The sequence below is a fragment of the Zhongshania sp. genome (genome assembly GCF_041584495.1).
In the GTDB taxonomy this organism is placed as follows: Bacteria; Pseudomonadota; Gammaproteobacteria; order Pseudomonadales; family Spongiibacteraceae; genus Spongiibacter.
The window spans coordinates 1-17,863 of sequence record NZ_JBFHDY010000074.1; the positions used below are offsets into that span (position 1 = coordinate 1).

A 17,863-nucleotide genomic window follows, 5' to 3' on the forward strand; every position below is an offset into this window, starting at 1 on the left:
AAAATGGAAATGATGACACGACGAGCGTATGGTTTTAGAAACTTTGAAAATTACAGATTACGCGTTCTAGCCCATTGTGGGTGGGACGGTGTGATTAACAGGGTTTAATGAGTGCCATCCCCCGTTAATGGGGTAGAGCCACAGGGTTTAATGAGTGCCATCCCCCGTTAATGGGGTAGAGCCAGCCCACAGAGGTCCAAAACCAACAGGCGAAAAAAAACGGCAAGTCAGTAAGTAACTGATTCGCCGTTCTTTAATGTGGTAGCGGGGGCAGGATTCGGTTATGAGAATTAGCCTATTAATATACATCTAGTATACTTAGACGGCATTAATTGGCTTAAAAAGGCGTATTAGTAGCGATTTTCCATATTTTGCGTTTTAATCTGAGAACACTTAACCACAATTGAGGTTGTTCTTGATGGGCGCGAGTGGCACGGCAAACGCCATGGATGAGACGACCTTCGGGCTCGGTGAAAGCTTTTCTGCTATTGAGGAGTGGGCTAGGGCTGAAAACTTCCAGCCGGAATTGTTGCTCACTTACCACCTCTTAGGTCTTGATCATCATACCGTAGCTATCGCTAACTTGGCCACGGAGATCGTAAAGGAAGAATCTCAACAGGTAATCGCAGAGTGGGCTGGTAGTCAAATAGCTCAACGGCTCTCAGAATTTTCTCATGCCTTCATTGCTTCCGATATATACGCAACTCACACGGAAATAACGATCAGCGGTAGTAACGCTAAAATCGCCCAAGTCTTGGGTGATAAAAAAGAGCGTTCGTTTCTACTATTTCTATTACTTACCTCAAGCCCCAATTTTACCCACTGTCGCTACCCACAAGAAGCCGTGATTAACCACCAGCGGCTGAAGATTTGGCTGATATTGCAAGCGGCTGAGCGCCTAGTCGGCAAAGGACAAGCGAGAGATACTCTTGTCAGCACCGTTGCCAGATTTCTTTCGAAACCAAGAGATGATGGAGGATGGACGGCCATTTGTGCCCTGCTGGATCATTTGCATCAATCTACACGTGGCTTCAGGGTCACATATCAGCAGTTTTCTGATGCGGTTGCCATAGCAGCTACTCCGGGTAACCTAGAAAGTGAAGCTCGCCGCCGTGCCTCAGGATTTTTTAATGCACTAGGTAAGTTGGCTGACGGTGAATATGATCCTATTCGCTCTCATCAGGCCTCGCGAATTGCCGGTCTTAATCAAATTGCTTCGCTAGCGAGTAGTAAAGAGGCAGAGATCGAAATTCCACCGCCCTTGTTTAATGTAGATGGACAAGGGTTCACCTCCTTGGATGTGGATGACACCGAGCACGAGGGTTCGAGTACAGATAGTGAGCCAGCGTTTGTTCTCGATGTTGATCCTACAGATACCGCGGCAGAGCACGCTATTTCGGTAAAGACCTTTCATCTGCTCTCGCAGGAAGAAGCTAATTATTTGCCGTGGTCGTTGACGGGCGTATTGCCGCCTGAGCGTGCAGCCTTGGAGCGCTGGATCGAGGCAGGGCTCGAATCAGAGAGCGCGGAGCGAAGTTTAGGCGCGGCTATTGTTGGTCTCTCAGCAATGTGCTCAAGATCCTTTTATTTCACGCTCGCGTTTCAGGTTACTGAGTCCGTGGGCTTTGAGTGGTCATTGAACGAAGATCTCACTGCGGTGCATCGCCTTGCACCTCGGCGCCGCTCATCATGGGAACCGAATGCAAAGCAGGTTAATCTGGTAAGACCCTTTCAAAAGGTACTGACTATCGAGATTGCTCCAGGTATTAGTCGCGTCCTGAGGGCAGTCCGAGAGAAAGCGGAAGGCAGCCCTAAAACGCTTCATGCTCTGTGGAAATCTGTTAGCGATGAAAAAATGGAGACGTGGTTTCACCGAGAGCGTAGCGATGAGATATCCCGTGTACTGACCGCCATGCCAGGTAAGTGGGCTGCTCAAGCTGCATACGACCGAAGTGGAGATCATAACTTAACGCGACTACTAATGGCGGAGCCTAATAGTGGTCTGCCCGCATCATGCGCCTATGGGTATTGGAGCGCTGGCGATGTTAAAAAAGCGATAGCGCGACCTGTTCTCTCTTCAGGGCCATTGGCGGATCAAATCAATGTCATGGGCAGTCGTCTAGTCATGGGGGCCGCTTATCTCGATAGCTGGATAGATCAAATCAAATCCAAGCTTCTTGAAGCTCCGGGGCTAGATTTTGTTGCGGGTCATAATCGCATTGCGACATTCTGTGTGGTGGCGCTCTATGCTGCAACTGGATGCCGCCATACCCAAGATCCATTTGAGTCACTTTCGTACTTTGATCTGGAGGGGCGGTACGTCTATATCGACGACAAGTCTGACGGTGTGTTGCATAACGGTCGCCTTACACCCTTACCCGAAGGAGTGTGCCGACTAGTCGCTCAATACATTGATTATCTTAAGTGGCTAGCGGAGCAGCTGAGCACTATTGCACCAGCGCTTTCAAAGGAGTTGGTATGCTTGATAGAAGGAAAGCCTGCAAGCATGCCTCTTTTCTTCTTGCTTGATGCAGAATTGAACTGGCATTCGTTATCGGTCAAAAACAACCAGCTTCCTGGGTTACCATTTGTTGAGTGGGAGTTGCGGGTTAATCAGCTTCGTCACCGCTATGAACAGGTACTGCCGCGAGCTGGCGTGCATCCTGAGGTGGTGGATGCGTGGACTGGGCACTCCGAGCGCGGTGCCTCGACATACTCCGATTCCTCGCCTCGGTGCTGGATCGACGATGTCAGTGAATATAGCGAAGCGATTAATAATGTGTATAACGAGCTAGATTTACCGACGGCATTCCCGCTCCCAGTATTGCCGAGCCTCGGTGTGAAAAGCCAGTTTAACCCGCTACGAACGCAAAAATTCGGCATAAGGTTCCGTAAAGAAGAGCGTGCGAAAAATCGGAAAAAGGCGATTAGTGAGGCTCACCGCGATATCAACCTTTTTCTTAGGAATAGGAAAATAGCGGATCTGGATAAAACTGACATTGAACGGCTTGCAAAGAAGATGCTGTTCAATGACCGTAGTGTGCCAGCACCTTATGCTGCAATACGGCTTGCGATCCTAAATCGCAAAATCCGTAAAGAAGGCGATCCAAACAAGCGAGTTATCACAAAGACTATTGCAGAAATGCAGCCTGAGAAATCCTATATAAGTGAAGGGGTAATTCCGGCGCTAAAAACAGTACCCGAACTAGACACGTGGGCGAGTGAGGTGCTGAGTGCGAGCAGCCAAAACCGGATGTCGAAGATCGGGGCCGCATCTCTTGGTGCGGTTGTTTTGAGTATCGTAAAGCGCATTAGCTACCGTCAGCTCGTTCAGGATGTCGCGTCTGGCAGGCATTATAGGGTGGTGCAGCATGGGGATCGATATTTTGTTGAGTACAACGAGACGTTAGAACTTGATGATCTTAAAGCGCCCGTTCAGCGCCATGAGGTGAACTATAAGCTTGCTAGTCTGCTCCAGAAAGGGATTGGGCATAGTGGCAAAGAAAAGATATTGGAGGATTCTCCGCACGATGCGCTGAAATCACTCCCCATTGGCAGCTTCATTGGAGCTGACGTCCATGTTCGTGATCTGAAGGCATTGACGGGAAGTCTCTGCGCCACTATTGGTCAATATAACTTAATTGCAATGCCCAGCGCAGTTGCTGGTGCGCTCAGTGAGCGTCATCCGCCGACCTCAGCCCCAATACAAGACATATTGCGTATTGTCGAGGGCCGATATGTAAAGCTCCCCAAAACGAAAAGCGAGCAAGATGAGGTGTTCGCGGCAGAGATCCCAGAAATTGAGGGAAATGCCGCCGACCTAGATAAAGTGCAACTCCAGAATAACGCGAATGCCTACTTGCAAGAAATTTTCAATGAGCTCAAAAAATATGAGCCGAATCTAAGGTCAGCAAAAGCGACAGTTATCGCTATCACTGCTATATCAAAAACCCGCCGAAATGACGTGTCTAATGCTGTTCTTCTATTGGGCTATTGGATCAGCGAAAAAATACGATCGGGAAAAGGGCGAGGTAAGAACTTTTCGCCCTACGCGATTAATACCATCACAACCTACTTCAGTACTTTGCGCGGGCAATTTGCAGGTGTTTTGTATGACACTGACCTGACGGCGCTGGAGAGTGAAGAGCTAACGGATTGTTATGAAGAGTTGCTTGAAGATGCGAAAGAAAATAAGAAAGATTTAAAATATTTTGGCGATCTACTTCAAGTCTTTCATGGTTGGGCTGCTCAATATGGCCTAGAGGAGCCTGACTGGTCAGAACTCGATCTGGGGAATTCTTCGCGCCACGTTAGGGCTGGCCTAGTTTCAGAGACGGACTACTTGGCCGTCTTGCGACACCTTCAAGAGAGTAGTAATTGGCAACAAACTGATCACTTGTTCCTTGGCTTTGTTCTACTCTTAAGTTTTCGTTTTGGCCTTCGAAGTAAGGAAGCCCGGTTCCTGCGAAGAAAAAATTGGTGTGAGTCCGGCGGTCAAATATGGGTGCTTGTCGAGAACAATAGAAAGCGACGCCTAAAAAGCCATATGAGTCGTCGCGCGGTACCACTCCTATTTCAATTGGATGATGTTGAAATAAAATTAATTGAGATGATGCTTGCTCATTACGACGCCACAGCTGGTGAGGGGAAAAACGAGTATCTACTTAGTGAAACTATTGATGGCAGGCCGCAAATAACAAGTAAGCACAGTAATATTCCGAAGGCGTTGATCAAGCTGCTGCGCCAAGTCACTGGAACCTCTCATTTAGTCCTCCATCATTGCCGGCATGCGTTTTACAATACGTTATTTGCGGTGCTTTGCCCTGCCGAGTCTTTGTTGCATTCTCGATTAAGTAAGAACCTCAATGCACCGCAAATCCGAGAGAATATATTAGGGCCTCAAAGTAAGCTCTCCCGGCGAGTAGGCATGGCGGTATCGCGTCTAATGGGGCATTCAGGGCCAAGTAGTGGACTTAAGAACTATAACCACTTAATGACGGAGTGGTGCGATGCGTTGACACCGGTGGTAAGTGAGCGTTGCTTAGAGGTTAGTGGCGCCCTTAATACGGGTGACCTAGAAGAGTCTAGGCCGATGATCGCCATGGTTGATCAATCCCCATTGGCTTATCCGGTGCCCTCGTTGGAGCGAGTGCTTAAGACGCTGAGATTAGTTTCGCAAGGACGGAGTTATGCAAAAGCAGGTGAACTAGCTGGGTTGGAGCCAGCGCTCCTCGCCAATTTAGAAGACGTTATTAGTAAAACAACTAATAAAATGAGATTTAAGCGCCGCCTGGGTGATTGGAGCGCGGGTAATGATCATGATGAAAAGGATTGGTTTATCGGTAGGGAAATGCCTAATGCTCTTTTGCACTATATTCAAGAATCTGCCTGGAACAGGCTAATCAATTTTTCTAAGGGCCGCAATTTCGTTATCGATAATGAGCAGTTTCCGCAATATGAAACAGAAAGAATACATGAGTTTATTGGTGAGCGTCGCCATTTACTCTTCGTGACAAGCGAAAGTTGCGCTTTCGTGAAGTATGTCCTCAATCAGCTTCAGCTATCAAGTGAGGCGTGTATTGGTGTGGCTAAAGGGAATGATCCTGATATTAAGGATATTTTGCGTGTTCACGGGTTTCTTATTGATAGGGAATTCGAGCCAGCAGGCGCTGTAGGGGCAATTCGAATTGACCCTTTTCCAGATCCTTACCGTGGCGGAGTGAATCTTAAAAAGTATGGGGCGGTGGTTGTAGGTAGACGGAAAGAAGGCTTCATACGCAACAGTCATGAGCTTGTAGTCGCTTTTTTAGCGATCGCTGTACTATTAACTTACCAGGGGAGTGATTACTAAATTATCGCGTTAAATGCGAGTAATTCATTAACTACCTTTCCCCCTAATTTATTTCCTTTTTCTTTGTAAAGACAGCTGAATTTTGTGTGATCAATATAGCCTCGTGCCGCTTGGATGAATGTATCGTGTGAAATTGTGTGCAGTACAATTCTCTTTCCTTCTAAATCACCCTCCACAATCGTACCTTTTATTTCTTTGTTATTATCATCAAAACCATGAATTTCGATTACGGCTTGAATTTGTGTCATGTCGATTTGATGCAGAGTGGCCTTCTTAATGCGCCCAGTGAAATAGATTGTACTCGATTCGGAAAGTCCGAGGTGGCATTCAAATGGCTTTGATATTTTAGAACCTGAATGTTTTTCAATAAACTCGCTAATACAAATATCAAAAAATTCAACCTCTTCTTTGCTGAATAGTTTTAATTCAAGTTGATGGTCCCAAATGCCAGTTTCAGAAAGAGTTCTTTGCGTTAAGTAAGATAGGGCATTGACAAGGAAGTCAAAAATATCGTCAATAGTATGTTCTGGTCCAAATGCAATTATTTCAGAGTAGAATTGTCCGAATTTGCGCTTGTATAGATCAAGTTGATCCTCGATTTTAAGAGATATTGCTGAATTTCCATGAAACGTGCACAAATATTTTGTAAGCGAAGAATAAAGGTAGTGAACGAGTTTGTGCTCATCGGTGTTAATAACCAAGTTTTTCTTTATTGTAAAAACTGAATCTATATTTTTTGTAATAAAATCGACATGTGGGGATGTTGATAATATCGTTCTAGATGATGTGCTGTGTTTTTCGGGGTCAGAGATATCTGGCATTATTTTTCACCGGTAAAAGTTATCTGCTAGGCGGGGCTGAAAAGAGGGTGAGATCCGTCACAACGTATCCATAATATCTAATCCAGAATAGGTAACTATTTGCTCCATATTTATTTCACCAGCCCCGAAAGTAGAAATGCTAAAAAAATAAAATTTACTTATGGTTTGGTATTTCCTCGCCGTATTTGAAGCCTGCTCCTACGTAAATCATATGTCTTATCATTTATGCTCGCATTGACTAGTATTTGAAGATGTGTTTCGTGGTGTATTTTTGATCCGATATTGTCGAAAGCGATTCGGAGAGCATTGGTGTTATCGGAGTTGATGAGGTGATTAATTTTCTCATTAAAAATGGTGCCTGCGAATTTTAGTTGTTGGGCAAGACCATCAGTATTTAGAACTGTAAGTTCATCTGGAGCTCTATCATCGATTTCGCCAAATCTGAGTCTTTTGTCGGAAATTAAGTCAAGTATATAGGTAGCGGGTAGCGGGCTGTCGTCGCTGAGAATAGTCTGTCCTCGGAAAATTGCTTCATCTTCATTTTTCGCAAAGCATGAGCCGAAAGCTGTGAAATCTATTGTGCTTTCATATTTGTCTGGGGATAAAAACGACGACAAATCAATGAACGATAGTTGCTGATTTGAATTAGGTAGTTTAAGCGCGGTAACTTCGCCATCTGGGATTATTCGCTTTAAGAGATAGGGACTAAGTGCCTCATCTAAAATATAGTATTTTTCAAAAACTGCGAGACAATCGTCATTCAGTCCCCAAGACTCTTCGAGCAGCGGAAAATGGATCAAGAGGAAGTGCATTAAGCACGGGAGAGGCGCGTCACGCAATGAGTGCATTAGGTGCGCTGCGTTGTCGAAAGTAAGGGCTTTGGCTACAAAATCAAGAAGCTCGTGTTGCTTGAGGTTTTTGCTTTCAAACGCTAATTTCCGGCAAAAAGGTTTAAGTATTTTTTTGTATTGATGATGCGAAACCCAGAGGGGACGGGTGGTACTGGTCATGTCAAGATACTCCAAATGCAAAACTTCCCCGCTCAGTTTTGACCGAATTATCTTGATGAATGATTTTTTGCGCTGCGCCGACGGCTTGCCTCAATGCGGGGATGAGGCTGGGGTGCAGCTGCCCCCAAATGCAAAATTAGTATGATTTTTACTTAATTGCAAGGGGTTATTTGAATATTTTAAGAACAAATTTGCTTTTATGTACAGCTTCCCCAAGATTCTTTGTGTACCAATTGTCCAAATCTGGATGGTCTATACCAACCATTATCCAATATTCAAGTGCTGCCTTGCTTTCGACTAAAACCTTTATTGCTGAGGAAATTAATTTTGATTCACTGCTGCTTGCGCCGATATTTTGCGCAGATTTTGCGTGCCATTCCCAAATTCTGAGGCCGGTTTCATTCTGGAATTCAAAGTAATACCAAAGGGAAATTCCAGAATAGGAGTAGTTAAAGGAGGCGTCAAATCTAGTATAAGCTGGGTTCATCAAATTGATGTACGCACTGCATGCGTCGATATTCTTGGGATCTTCGACCAGCCCATCAACGAGATGGATTGCTATTAATGAAGTCTGTATCCAGTCTCCAGTCTTATCTATTTTTGAAAGGAATTCATAACAACGGTGGAGTTTTCTGACGAATTCCCGAGGAGTCCGTGGCAGATTGAGTGCCTCTGGCGAAGCTACAAATTGATTATACTGATCATACTTCGTGGTTAACTTTGTTATTAGCTCTAATATTTGACAGCTGGTTAGGTCTGAATCACGAAGCAGTAGGCTATTCTTTTTGAGTAGTTTTAGGTGTTCTATATGTTCCATTTTCTTTAAATCCAAGTTTCTCAGAGGCCGCCAATTTTCTTCTCCGAAGAAATTTGGATATCGATAAACCGAAAATGAAGATGCTTTACGCTGACGGCTAGCGCTGGTTTCTAAGCCAATAGCAACAATACCGAGCGTCTACATAAAACTCAAGTCTTTTGGTTTGCTAGGTTGCAGTTTTTGTAGTTACATGTGGTGGCCTTTGAAAGGATACTTTTATACTTCAATCAAAGGATGCAATATGCTTTTTAAATGTTTTAAAGCTGCCTGAACCAAATGTGCCGCCGAGATTTATTGGGTATTCATTAGAAGCTTGGTTGGTCACCGCTGATTGCCCAGTATGTTTTGGAAGGGCGCGTATTCAAGATTCCGTGTCATTAACTCGTAAATCGGTATTTGACAGCGAAATCATTGGCATTTGCAGTAATAACCCCAAAATGCACAAGTATACTTTCGATAAGGACACCATGTGTGGCAGTGCTATTAAAAAGGTGTAGTGCTGAATCACATAATTAGGAGCCTTTGATTCCCACTTAAAATTCGATAACTTAATTAATTTTTCCTATCAGGCTTTGATAGTGCCGTTTAAGTCTCCAACGAAATTGTTTTCGTGATAAGTGTCAATCCTGCAATAGTTATCAGATTGCTTAAGTTACCTACTTTAATAGATCGTTGTAGCTTATCGTCTTCTTGGAGGCCGAAATCGTCAAGTTTTTTAGTTCGGAACTCATATTTCAACAATAAAGCTTTCATCAAAACCAGGGTTCAACCAGTCTGGGCTATATCCACGCGGGTTGCAGACAACGTGTGTATCCCCAATTTTGTAATTACAGCTGTTGTGCACATGCCCATGTACCCATACATCTATGCTATGGCTTTCAATCATTGCATCTAGATGGGAGGCGTAGGCGGCGCTGGTGAGTTCCTCTGAAAGATTTGGTGCAATTGATCTTGCGGAGGGTGCATGATGGGTGACCACAACGTTTTGCTTTGTCGCGCTGGTTGAGAGCTTGTCTTTTAGCCAATCCAATGAACGGTTATGAATGGCCGTCATACTTATGGGGTTGAGCTTGGAGTACCCTGGCTCAACACGGATCTTCTTGAAATCGGACATTTCCTGCTGGCAGAAATACCCCGCCAGACGCGGGTCGCCAAATAATTTTAGATCAGTCCAAAGGGTACAGCCAAAGAATGAGATGCCATCGATTTCGACATGGTCGTTCTCCAGCAGGTGGACATTTGTTCCCTCGACTAACTGCTTTCCCTTTGTCACGAGACCGGGGTATTTCTCGCCGTAGTATTCATGATTACCCATCACTGCGATGACTGGCTTGTCGGGGAATGTTTTCATCGCCCATTCGAGACCGCGGGTTTTCAGGTTGATATCACCCGCAAGAATGACCACATCCGCGTCTGTATCAGGGATCGATAGCGGTGCAAATTCTAGGTGGAGATCGCTCAACACTAATAACTTCATGTCCGTACCCCTGATACTGATTTCATTACGTCTAAGCCGTCCGATTACTCAAGTACTTATATTAAGGACGACAATCTGGTGAGCCAGGAAATTGCGCAGCGTACAGCTTGTTTCTACGATAAACTGATTTTCAGGCTTTCGTTAATATTTGCTCAAAGTGATCTCTAACCTTAGCCCAGTTTGGAAAGTACTCTGAGCCAAAGTGAATCAGCTCCCCCTCGAATGAATCCTGGCCTTTGCCGGTGATGTTGTTGTCTATGAGGTAATCACCGCGGCTCAGTCCTTTGTGTGGGCTGATAATAAGGTTGTCTACCGCATCCATGCCAAGGTGCTGCTCTACCCATAGGCGTTTTTCGGCGTAGCAGTGGGGGTTTTTTACTGACGGTGCGGTAAGAATGAATACCGCTGTTTTGGGATGGTTGTGGAGCCACAAGTAGGTTTCGATAGCGCCTTCCACTGGCTCAAGGCTGAGATACATGCCCGGCTGGCTCTGAGGGAATTTCAGTTCTGGGTATTTGGCCTGCCACTGCGTAAAGCCCGCATCGTAGTCGCATAGGACGTGGTCCATATCGACGTAGATAATTGTTTTATCGTCAAACATTGAACTTCTCCTTGCCGTGTGCGCTGTCTGGGCCGTGCGTCACTCCGTTGTTTACCCTTCGAGATTGCGGATGAAGCGGTATTGTTTGCTTTCGGCCTTAGCTCGGTAGAGCTTGGCTGGGCGTCCCCGTGATTCCGTTGCCTTGCCAGTGTCTTCGAGCAGTTCTGCGCTTTCTAGACGGCGCCGGAACGACTTTTTGTTCAGCTGCGTGCCAATGATAACTTCGTGTAGCGACTGGAGTTCTGTCAGCGTAAATTCATCGGGTAGGGCAAAGGCTGGCACCATCGAATACAACGCTTTTTGGCGAAGCCGTTCGTGGGCGGCAGCAATAACATCACGGTGATCGAAGGCTAGGTCTTTCTTTAAGGTTTGGACGGGCTGCCATTTCACATCTGCAACTGACGCGACGGATGACTCACAGGCTGAATGGGCCACTAAGGCAAAGAAGGCGATCGTCACGCTCCAGCCGCGCGGATCTCGGTCTGGACCGCCCCAAGACAAGAGTTGCTCAATATACGGTGGCTCGACACCAGTCTTCTCGCGCAATTTGCGGATTGCGCAGGCTTCAATTGATTCATCTTGTTTTAGGTCGATGAATCCACCGGGCAGCGCCCACTTGCCCTCAAAGGGCTCCTTACCCCGCTGGACCAGCAGTACTTTTAGCTGATCTTCATGCACGGTAAATAGCACGCCATCGACGGTCGTTAGCGGCACGTCATAGTCATGAATATTGTAATTACGCGGCTTGGCTGCCATGCAGAACCTCTACAAAACCCAGTTTCATATAAATTTTTATCGCTATCGCATCAATAGCTTACCGTAATATTACACCAGTTATGGTCTAAAAGACACTAACAGTGCTTGACCAATTTGTGTCTTTAAGACATTATCTAAATCACTTAGTGTCTTAAAGCCATTAAAGGAGAGCCGCCATGCTAGGTATTCAATACTTCAAAGCCGACCCCACTGTTCACGTGATTCAAATCAGTAGTGGTCGTATAAAGCGCCAAGGTAAGGGCCTTAACTTTTTCTACTACGCTCCCAATACCTCATTAACCGCTATACCCATGAGCGCCAAAGAAGCGCCTTTTATCTTTAATCTGCAAACGGCGGACTTTCAACACCTTCGTGTGCAAGGTCAGTTGACGTTCCGCGCCGCTGCGCCTGAGAAGCTCAGCGAATTGCTGAACTTCACCTTAAATCAGGGCGGCAAAGAATACGTTTCTGAAGACCCAAGTACCCTGGGTGATCGCGTAGTGCGTGTGGCGCAGGGGGTTATTCAGGAATTGATTCAAACCACCGCCCTTCGGACTGCATTAACCATGCTACGGGATTTGGATGCGCACTTGAAAGCATCACTGACTGATAATCCGGCGCTGGACCGCCTAGGAATTGAAGTGCTGGATGCAATGATCGTTGCACTGAGCCCAACGCCCGAAACAGCCAAAGCCCTTGAAGCAGAAGCCCGTGAGGCGATTCTCAAACACGCGGATGACGCAATTTACGATCGCCGAAAGTCTGCGGTGGTTCAAGAGCGCACCATCCGCGAGACCGAACTGCAAACAGAAATGGCTGTACAGACTAAGCAGCAAGAAATAGCCGAAGCCAAGCTGGACAATGTGCGTGCCCTTACTAAGAAGAAGGCCGAAGCCAAGGCGGAGCAGCTGGCAGCGGATATCGAAGCCGAAGCGAAGCGCAAAGCACTGGTTGAGTTAGCGCAGGTGAATCGGCAGATTGAGTCTGATGCCGAGGCCTATGCGATTACAGCCTTTGCTAAGGCATCAAGTAGTGTTCCAGTGGAATACGTCAAAGCCATGGCCATGGCTAATATGGATCCACAGCAGTTGTTTGCTGCAGCCATGGATACCTTTGCCATGAATGCCGCCAAGGTCGGTACCCTGAATATTGGCACCGACATATTATCTAACCTAGTGGCAGATGCTGGCGAGCGTAATTTGGTTCGTTAGCAATAGAGAGGCATTCATCATGGAACTGACGTCACGCTTTATATTAGTTTATCGTAAAACGCGCCTAACGGAGTTGGTTGAGCGGTTTAATACTGTTCAACAGGCGCGGTTCTATCTTGAACAATCTGGCGCTGACTTCCACGACTATATGGAAGAGGATCGCCTCTATGGGTTGGGGCTGGAATTTACCCGTCGCACACTAGCCGAGCTTGGGAGTGTGCAAATGCTGGAGCGCGCCATGCTACCGAGCTACCTATTTCGGGCTGATGATTATGTGGTGGTTATTGGCCAAGACGGCTTAGTGGCCAATACATTGAAATATTTGGATGGCCACGCCGTCATTGCGCTAAACCCTGATAGTAGCCGTTGGGACGGCGTACTGTTGCCGTTTAAACCCGCTGATTTATTACCCATAGTTACTGACGTAATGAAGCAGCGGCGGACATGCCGTGAGATTACTTTTGCGAAAGCCACCACCAATGACGGCCAAAGTCTGCTTGCGGTTAACGATCTGTTTATTGGACCAAAGACCCATACCTCTGCCCATTACACGTTAAAGCTAGGGGGAGTTAAAGAGCAGCAAAGCTCATCTGGGATTATCGTATCAACAGGGCTGGGGTCAACGGGGTGGTACCAGAGTGTGCTGGCCGGTGCGCACGGCGTTTGTCATTCAAGCTCGAGTCAAGCGGAGTCAGGCGGTTTTGCATGGAATTCGGACTTTTTGATGTACAGCGTACGGGAGCCTTTTCCCAGTAAACAGACTGGGGTCAGTCTCATTCATGGGCAGGTTAATTACGATAACCCACTCAGTATTGAATCACTCATGCCGGAGAATGGGGTGATATTTTCCGATGGGATTGAAAGTGATTACTTGCCCTTTAACGCAGGCTCAAGGGTGACTATTACGATTGCTGAGGTTAGGGGGTGTTTGGTTGTATAAATTTTTAGCTAGGAACCTAATACTTAGTTTCCATAATTCCAAAAACAGGATCACAATTAAATGCAATTTAACATCTAGCCGATTATTTTTGCTTCCACTTAACTAGATTCGGTCTATTATTCAATCTCACTTGCTTCTAAATGGATTGGAACATTATGAGATACGGATATGTGGCTCGACTTGGATTGGTGCTTTTTTTTGCGGTAACTATTAGCGGATGTTCATTATTTCAAGGATTAGTTAATATGTGGCGGCCACCTCTTACTACGGTGGATCAGCAATACTTATCAGTACAAAGTAACCTAGAGCAGTCTGAGGGATTTATCCCGAATGCCGGTATCTCGATTTCTAGTGAAATTATCACTTCTAGTCTACCCGATATTATTAAAGAAGCTGTGGCTGATGTTGACCAAGCAGAGCTAAAGGTTCTCTGGTTTGATTCAAAGATTAGGCTTGTCACGCAAGGTATTTGGATTGATGCTACTTTTAAACTACAGGATCGTGTAAATGGAGTTGCAGGTAAAGGTACGTTTTCTGGCATAGCTGCAGTCGATGTTGCCGGCGATCAGCTTAGGTTAAGACCAGCCTTTCAGAATATACGCATTCACGACGTAGAGCTTCAGAATGGTACAATGGTAACTGATGTTCTGGTGCTTGCAGCATTCAAAACACTTACCGGTGGCCTTGTCGAGACTATCAACTCTGAACTATTAGCAAAACCAATGATTTTGGATCTCAAACTTAACACTAGTACGGTGGTTGACCTAGCCGCTGATCTTGGTGATGCAAATACCACAGTGACTGCAGAAAAAGTAAAAGTTTCTCGAAATGTAAAATCTAGCTTAGTTCGGATTGATGAAACGGGGCTGTCGATGTTGCTGGAGCTACAAGACGGTAAATTGCCAGCTGGCAAGGAGTCAGAAGTTGTTGCTTCCAGCCTGGGTCTTAAGAAAACTCCATCCGAACTCAATGATTTGTTCCAAAGATACAACAGGATCTTTAACAAACGCTGGGCTTCCTACCTTGATCCTGTCGATGCCCGGGTAGACATAGATATTCAGGTAGCCAAGCACACGCTCGCATCTCTTTTGCGGGAGGCATTAAGTTCGCAATTGCAAATTGAATACCAAGCTTCCGTGCCCAGCGTGCAGTTTAAGTCAACTGTCGAGGTTAAGCCAAGTCGCATCGACTGCCAAGATTTACGCAAACCATTCTCAAGGACTCGATATAGCCGCGCTTCATGTAATTGGTCGTGCTTAAGATGCGTAGATCCTTGCCGACCGCTGGGTCACTGCAGCGTATGCACAGACGACCCTATATGTGTGGCCAACAAAACAGCATGCAATGTCCTCGAAGAAAGTCGAGTAGCGGCAGATAATATACTTCACGAGACAGCGAGGGTGGCGCATCAGGCTGACCAAGAGGCGCAGGTTGCTAAATGTGATGTATTGCGTGAAGCCAATAATTTCATGGCCTTAGGCCGATTTGAAGGTGTAGTCGGTTTTAGCGGTACGGCAAATTTGATTGTTTCAAATATCAATGTTGCCGATGACCTCACAACTATTCGAATCACCACTGGGGCCGCCGTAAAAGGTAGGCTCGATGTTGGACTTAAAATCACTCCTTTAGATTTAGGTCATGTATTCTTGTGTGTTGCGCCATTTGGCAAGCGTTGGAGTCCTGTAATTAAGGCTGATATTCCCTATGAAGAACGAACTATTGCACTAAGATCGAGGCAAGGCGAGAACGATAAGAGGGGTTATTTGATTCTAGAAGGCAGCATTGCACCTCTAAGAGTCGACGTAAAACTAGATCCGCCAATTAAATCGCTGTTAACCGACCCATTATTTTTAGCTAAATGTTCAGCAGGTGCTACACGCTTGACTCAAGGCTTAAGCCTTGCCTTGACACTGGAAAGCTTGGGCTTAACTGGTCGACAGGACATAGTCGCTCAGCTACTAGGTGAATTTTCACAGGAAATTGACGTAAAATCATTTGAACACCAAATAAAATCTGAAAGTATCACTCTTACCAGTACGCGCAAGATAGTAGTCCAGCCAATGTGGGGGGGCAAAACCATTCGATTGCAAAGCCAGTAGGGTTTAGTGATAGATAAAGGGGCTCCAGTTGTTGCTCATGTGGGTATTTTTTGATTGAACGCCAAATTAACCTATCTAACGATACCTCCATGCTTGGGCGTGCCTTTAGATATAGTGAAATGGCACGCCGCTGCCACCGTTCCCAGTCAACTGTGGCAGCGGCGTGTTACGCTATTCGGTCTTTTTCCGGAGGTTAACACTGGTGGCTCTGCTCCATCATCCCCTCGGCCACGGTTCAGTATAGGACTAATTCTTGACGTAGATAAATCAAGGTCATCAACTATATCTGATAGTCTTTCTGCTCGACCCCTTTCATGGACAAAACCCCATAGCGCTACGTTGTCTTCCGCGTGAAATGTATCCTCCGGTATTCCGGTATCGATATCGGTTGCAAATGCGAGTCGTCGCGTGACATTAATTTTGTACTATTTGGTAATGGCCATGTACTACGTGAAAGTCCGAGATATAGCTTTTCGACCAATTCCTAGGTAAATGGGTTAGAGCGAAGTTCTGATACCTTGGGGTCTATTTCCGGTACGTCTGCATAGTGTTGCTCAATGTAACTATGTTGTGTGGCGATAAGCGGAGATTTCATAACGCGTTGTACGTAATAATCCGTTGTAACATGGAATTTACTAGGTGGGGCACTAACGAATCGGCCACCAAGGAGCGATGGCAGGCAGGTGTATAAGTAGCACCAAAGGACGATTGTTTTGACATAGCGTCTCCTCCTGAGTGCGTCACTAGAACTCTATTGTTTTAACAACAATTAAAATAGCAGGTTTTGCACCTAGATCACCTATTTCGGTGCACCGGTCTGCAGCCTGTTTTTCCTCGACTATTGCGGCTTGCAACGCCCAAAACCTGAGCGTATAAAGGTAACAAATATGCACCAGGGATTTAGGTGAAATGGTACGGAATCAGGACAGCCGCGGGGCATTTCCCGCATCCCGGCCAAAACGACGCTTCACCCCGAAAGAGCTGCGCCTCGATACGTTCCCGATTCAGCATGTGCAAATCGACTGGCAGCGCCTCATGGCCAAGCGCGAACTCGTGTTGGATACCGTGGACGCGATGCCCACGTACTTACTCAAGCCCGAAGTCCTGGGCCTTCTCGACGCCGAAAAACACCCAACTTACCGCCTGATTCTTGACCTTATGTGGACTGCCGGCGCTCGGATTTCTGAGGTTCTGGCCCTCACACCGAGCCACTTCATTGATGACGGCTACGATTTCATGGTGGTGCTGCGCACACTTAAACAGCGGCCGGGGAGACCGACTAACGTACAACTCGCCCGTAGCCCAAAGCGGGCCGTGCCCATCATTGACCCGATGCTTCAAGATCGCATACAGAGCTACCTGTACGCGGGCCATTTTAGGAAGGACGAGCGGATCTTCACCATGGCGCGCCAGACAGTGAACCGGCACATCCATGATCTGGTGGATAGAGTAGGGGGCGCGCCGATCAATATTACCTGTCATACCTTTCGGCACAGCTTCGCGATCCATCTATTGCTGCACGGACGGCCGCTGAAGGTTGTCAGTCAGCTCTTGGGGCATAAATCGATCGAAAGTACCGAGATTTACACCAATGTGCTCACCGCCGATGGCGGGCATTTTTTGGACGGGGTTGATTTTCATTGAGGCCTAAGTATTTTAAGTACATCGCGTTATTGTCCTAGTTCTGCTTAGAACAAATGTCGTTGAATCATAGTTGGGGAATATGTCAAAAACCAAGAGACCTATTGATAAGGTCCGAGCATCAAGGGACGGACACGAATACCATGAAGCATGGGCTGCGCGACACGCCATGCGGATTTTGCTGCCGAACTCCGATTTGGTTGGAATAGCCATAGAGGGACTGGAGCCCGGAGACCAGAGGTCGGCATCAGAAGAAACTATAGAGATCGCTGATCTCGCTTTTTACTATGGCAGGCGAGCGAGTTTCAATGGTGCGAGAAAAGTCTGCATTGCACAGTTTAAATACTCAATTCGCGACAGATCCAATCCGTTTCGGGCTGCCGATGCAAAGAAGACCATAGAAAAGTTCGGAAAGGCCTTTCGTAGTCTAAGGGGTAAGTATGGGGCTCCACTCGTTCGGAAAAAGGTTGCGTTTGAACTTCATACCAACAGGCCTATATATAGTCCATTGGTCGAAGCGCTTGATGCGCTGGCGACAGGAACGGCAGTTTCAGGTGAAGTAAAAAAACAAGCAGATCAACTTAAATTGGCCTGTGGGCTTACTGGAACTGCATTGTCCGAATTTGCTGGAAAATGCAG

General features: G+C 46.4%; 13 protein-coding genes. 7 read left to right on the forward strand and 6 right to left on the reverse strand.

Annotated elements, in window-relative coordinates; translation table 11 throughout:
• The first annotated feature begins 3 nt into the window (after positions 1 to 3).
• Together ABYP33_RS12310 and ABYP33_RS12315 are read left to right on the forward strand one after the other, a co-directional pair.
• Positions 4 to 108, forward strand: a complete 105-nt coding sequence (locus tag ABYP33_RS12310) for a hypothetical protein (protein ID WP_373089459.1) — start codon at positions 4 to 6, stop codon at positions 106 to 108.
• A 337-nt stretch (positions 109 to 445) separates the two neighbouring features.
• Positions 446 to 5,851 carry a hypothetical protein gene (locus ABYP33_RS12315; RefSeq protein WP_143829352.1) on the forward strand — a complete coding sequence of 1,802 codons (5,406 nt, stop codon included), beginning with the start codon at positions 446 to 448 and terminating at the stop codon, positions 5,849 to 5,851.
• Here ABYP33_RS12315 and ABYP33_RS12320 read toward each other — a convergent pair.
• From ABYP33_RS12320 to ABYP33_RS12345, 6 genes are all read right to left on the reverse strand, one after another.
• Positions 5,848 to 6,672, reverse strand: a complete 825-nt coding sequence (locus ABYP33_RS12320) for a hypothetical protein (protein ID WP_143829351.1) — start codon at positions 6,670 to 6,672, stop codon at positions 5,848 to 5,850. The genes ABYP33_RS12315 and ABYP33_RS12320 overlap by 4 nt on opposite strands.
• Positions 6,673 to 6,830: 158 nt before the next feature.
• Complete coding sequence (locus ABYP33_RS12325) at positions 6,831 to 7,682, reverse strand: hypothetical protein (protein ID WP_008248148.1); 852 nt, start codon at positions 7,680 to 7,682, stop codon at positions 6,831 to 6,833.
• A 166-nt stretch (positions 7,683 to 7,848) separates the two neighbouring features.
• Positions 7,849 to 8,499: a hypothetical protein gene (locus ABYP33_RS12330; RefSeq protein ID WP_008248146.1), complete on the reverse strand. Its 651-nt coding sequence runs from the start codon at positions 8,497 to 8,499 to the stop codon at positions 7,849 to 7,851.
• Positions 8,500 to 9,226: 727 nt separating this feature from the next.
• Positions 9,227 to 9,976, reverse strand: coding sequence for a metallophosphoesterase (locus ABYP33_RS12335; protein ID WP_008248143.1), 750 nt, complete (start codon positions 9,974 to 9,976; stop codon positions 9,227 to 9,229).
• A gap of 130 nt (positions 9,977 to 10,106) precedes the next feature.
• Positions 10,107 to 10,577, reverse strand: coding sequence for a hypothetical protein (locus tag ABYP33_RS12340; protein WP_008248141.1), 471 nt, complete (start codon positions 10,575 to 10,577; stop codon positions 10,107 to 10,109).
• A gap of 51 nt (positions 10,578 to 10,628) precedes the next feature.
• Positions 10,629 to 11,333, reverse strand: a complete 705-nt coding sequence (locus tag ABYP33_RS12345) for an NUDIX domain-containing protein (RefSeq protein WP_008248139.1) — start codon at positions 11,331 to 11,333, stop codon at positions 10,629 to 10,631.
• 176 nt (positions 11,334 to 11,509) lie between these two features.
• On the opposite strand from ABYP33_RS12345, the gene ABYP33_RS12350 reads away from it, so the two are divergent.
• The 5 genes from ABYP33_RS12350 to ABYP33_RS12370 form a co-directional block, all read left to right on the forward strand.
• The gene (locus ABYP33_RS12350) at positions 11,510 to 12,544 is read left to right on the forward strand and encodes an SPFH domain-containing protein (RefSeq protein WP_008248137.1); all 1,035 of its coding nucleotides are present in this window, start codon (positions 11,510 to 11,512) and stop codon (positions 12,542 to 12,544) included.
• A gap of 19 nt (positions 12,545 to 12,563) precedes the next feature.
• Positions 12,564 to 13,484, forward strand: a complete 921-nt coding sequence (locus ABYP33_RS12355; protein WP_008248136.1) for a sugar kinase — start codon at positions 12,564 to 12,566, stop codon at positions 13,482 to 13,484.
• 155 nt (positions 13,485 to 13,639) lie between these two features.
• Positions 13,640 to 15,583 (forward strand): hypothetical protein, encoded by a 1,944-nt coding sequence (locus ABYP33_RS12360; protein WP_143829350.1) that lies wholly within the window; start codon positions 13,640 to 13,642, stop codon positions 15,581 to 15,583.
• A gap of 909 nt (positions 15,584 to 16,492) precedes the next feature.
• Positions 16,493 to 17,227, forward strand: a complete 735-nt coding sequence (locus tag ABYP33_RS12365) for a site-specific integrase (RefSeq protein ID WP_008248132.1) — start codon at positions 16,493 to 16,495, stop codon at positions 17,225 to 17,227.
• 79 nt (positions 17,228 to 17,306) lie between these two features.
• Positions 17,307 to 17,863, forward strand: a 557-nt coding sequence (locus ABYP33_RS12370; protein WP_373091288.1) for a hypothetical protein, incomplete at its 3' end; no start/stop codon positions are given.

Excerpts from the sequence above, each read along its gene's own strand:
- ABYP33_RS12310 (WP_373089459.1), top strand. The coding sequence starts at position 4 with ATGGAAATGATGACACGACGAGCGTATGGTTTTAGAAACTTTGAAAAT.
- ABYP33_RS12315 (WP_143829352.1), top strand. The coding sequence starts at position 446 with ATGGATGAGACGACCTTCGGGCTCGGTGAAAGCTTTTCTGCTATTGAG.
- ABYP33_RS12320 (WP_143829351.1), bottom strand. The coding sequence starts at position 6,672 with ATGCCAGATATCTCTGACCCCGAAAAACACAGCACATCATCTAGAACG.
- ABYP33_RS12325 (WP_008248148.1), bottom strand. The coding sequence starts at position 7,682 with ATGACCAGTACCACCCGTCCCCTCTGGGTTTCGCATCATCAATACAAA.
- ABYP33_RS12330 (WP_008248146.1), bottom strand. The coding sequence starts at position 8,499 with ATGGAACATATAGAACACCTAAAACTACTCAAAAAGAATAGCCTACTG.
- ABYP33_RS12335 (WP_008248143.1), bottom strand. The coding sequence starts at position 9,976 with ATGAAGTTATTAGTGTTGAGCGATCTCCACCTAGAATTTGCACCGCTA.
- ABYP33_RS12340 (WP_008248141.1), bottom strand. The coding sequence starts at position 10,577 with ATGTTTGACGATAAAACAATTATCTACGTCGATATGGACCACGTCCTA.
- ABYP33_RS12345 (WP_008248139.1), bottom strand. The coding sequence starts at position 11,333 with ATGGCAGCCAAGCCGCGTAATTACAATATTCATGACTATGACGTGCCG.
- ABYP33_RS12350 (WP_008248137.1), top strand. The coding sequence starts at position 11,510 with ATGCTAGGTATTCAATACTTCAAAGCCGACCCCACTGTTCACGTGATT.
- ABYP33_RS12355 (WP_008248136.1), top strand. The coding sequence starts at position 12,564 with ATGGAACTGACGTCACGCTTTATATTAGTTTATCGTAAAACGCGCCTA.
- ABYP33_RS12360 (WP_143829350.1), top strand. The coding sequence starts at position 13,640 with ATGAGATACGGATATGTGGCTCGACTTGGATTGGTGCTTTTTTTTGCG.
- ABYP33_RS12365 (WP_008248132.1), top strand. The coding sequence starts at position 16,493 with ATGGTACGGAATCAGGACAGCCGCGGGGCATTTCCCGCATCCCGGCCA.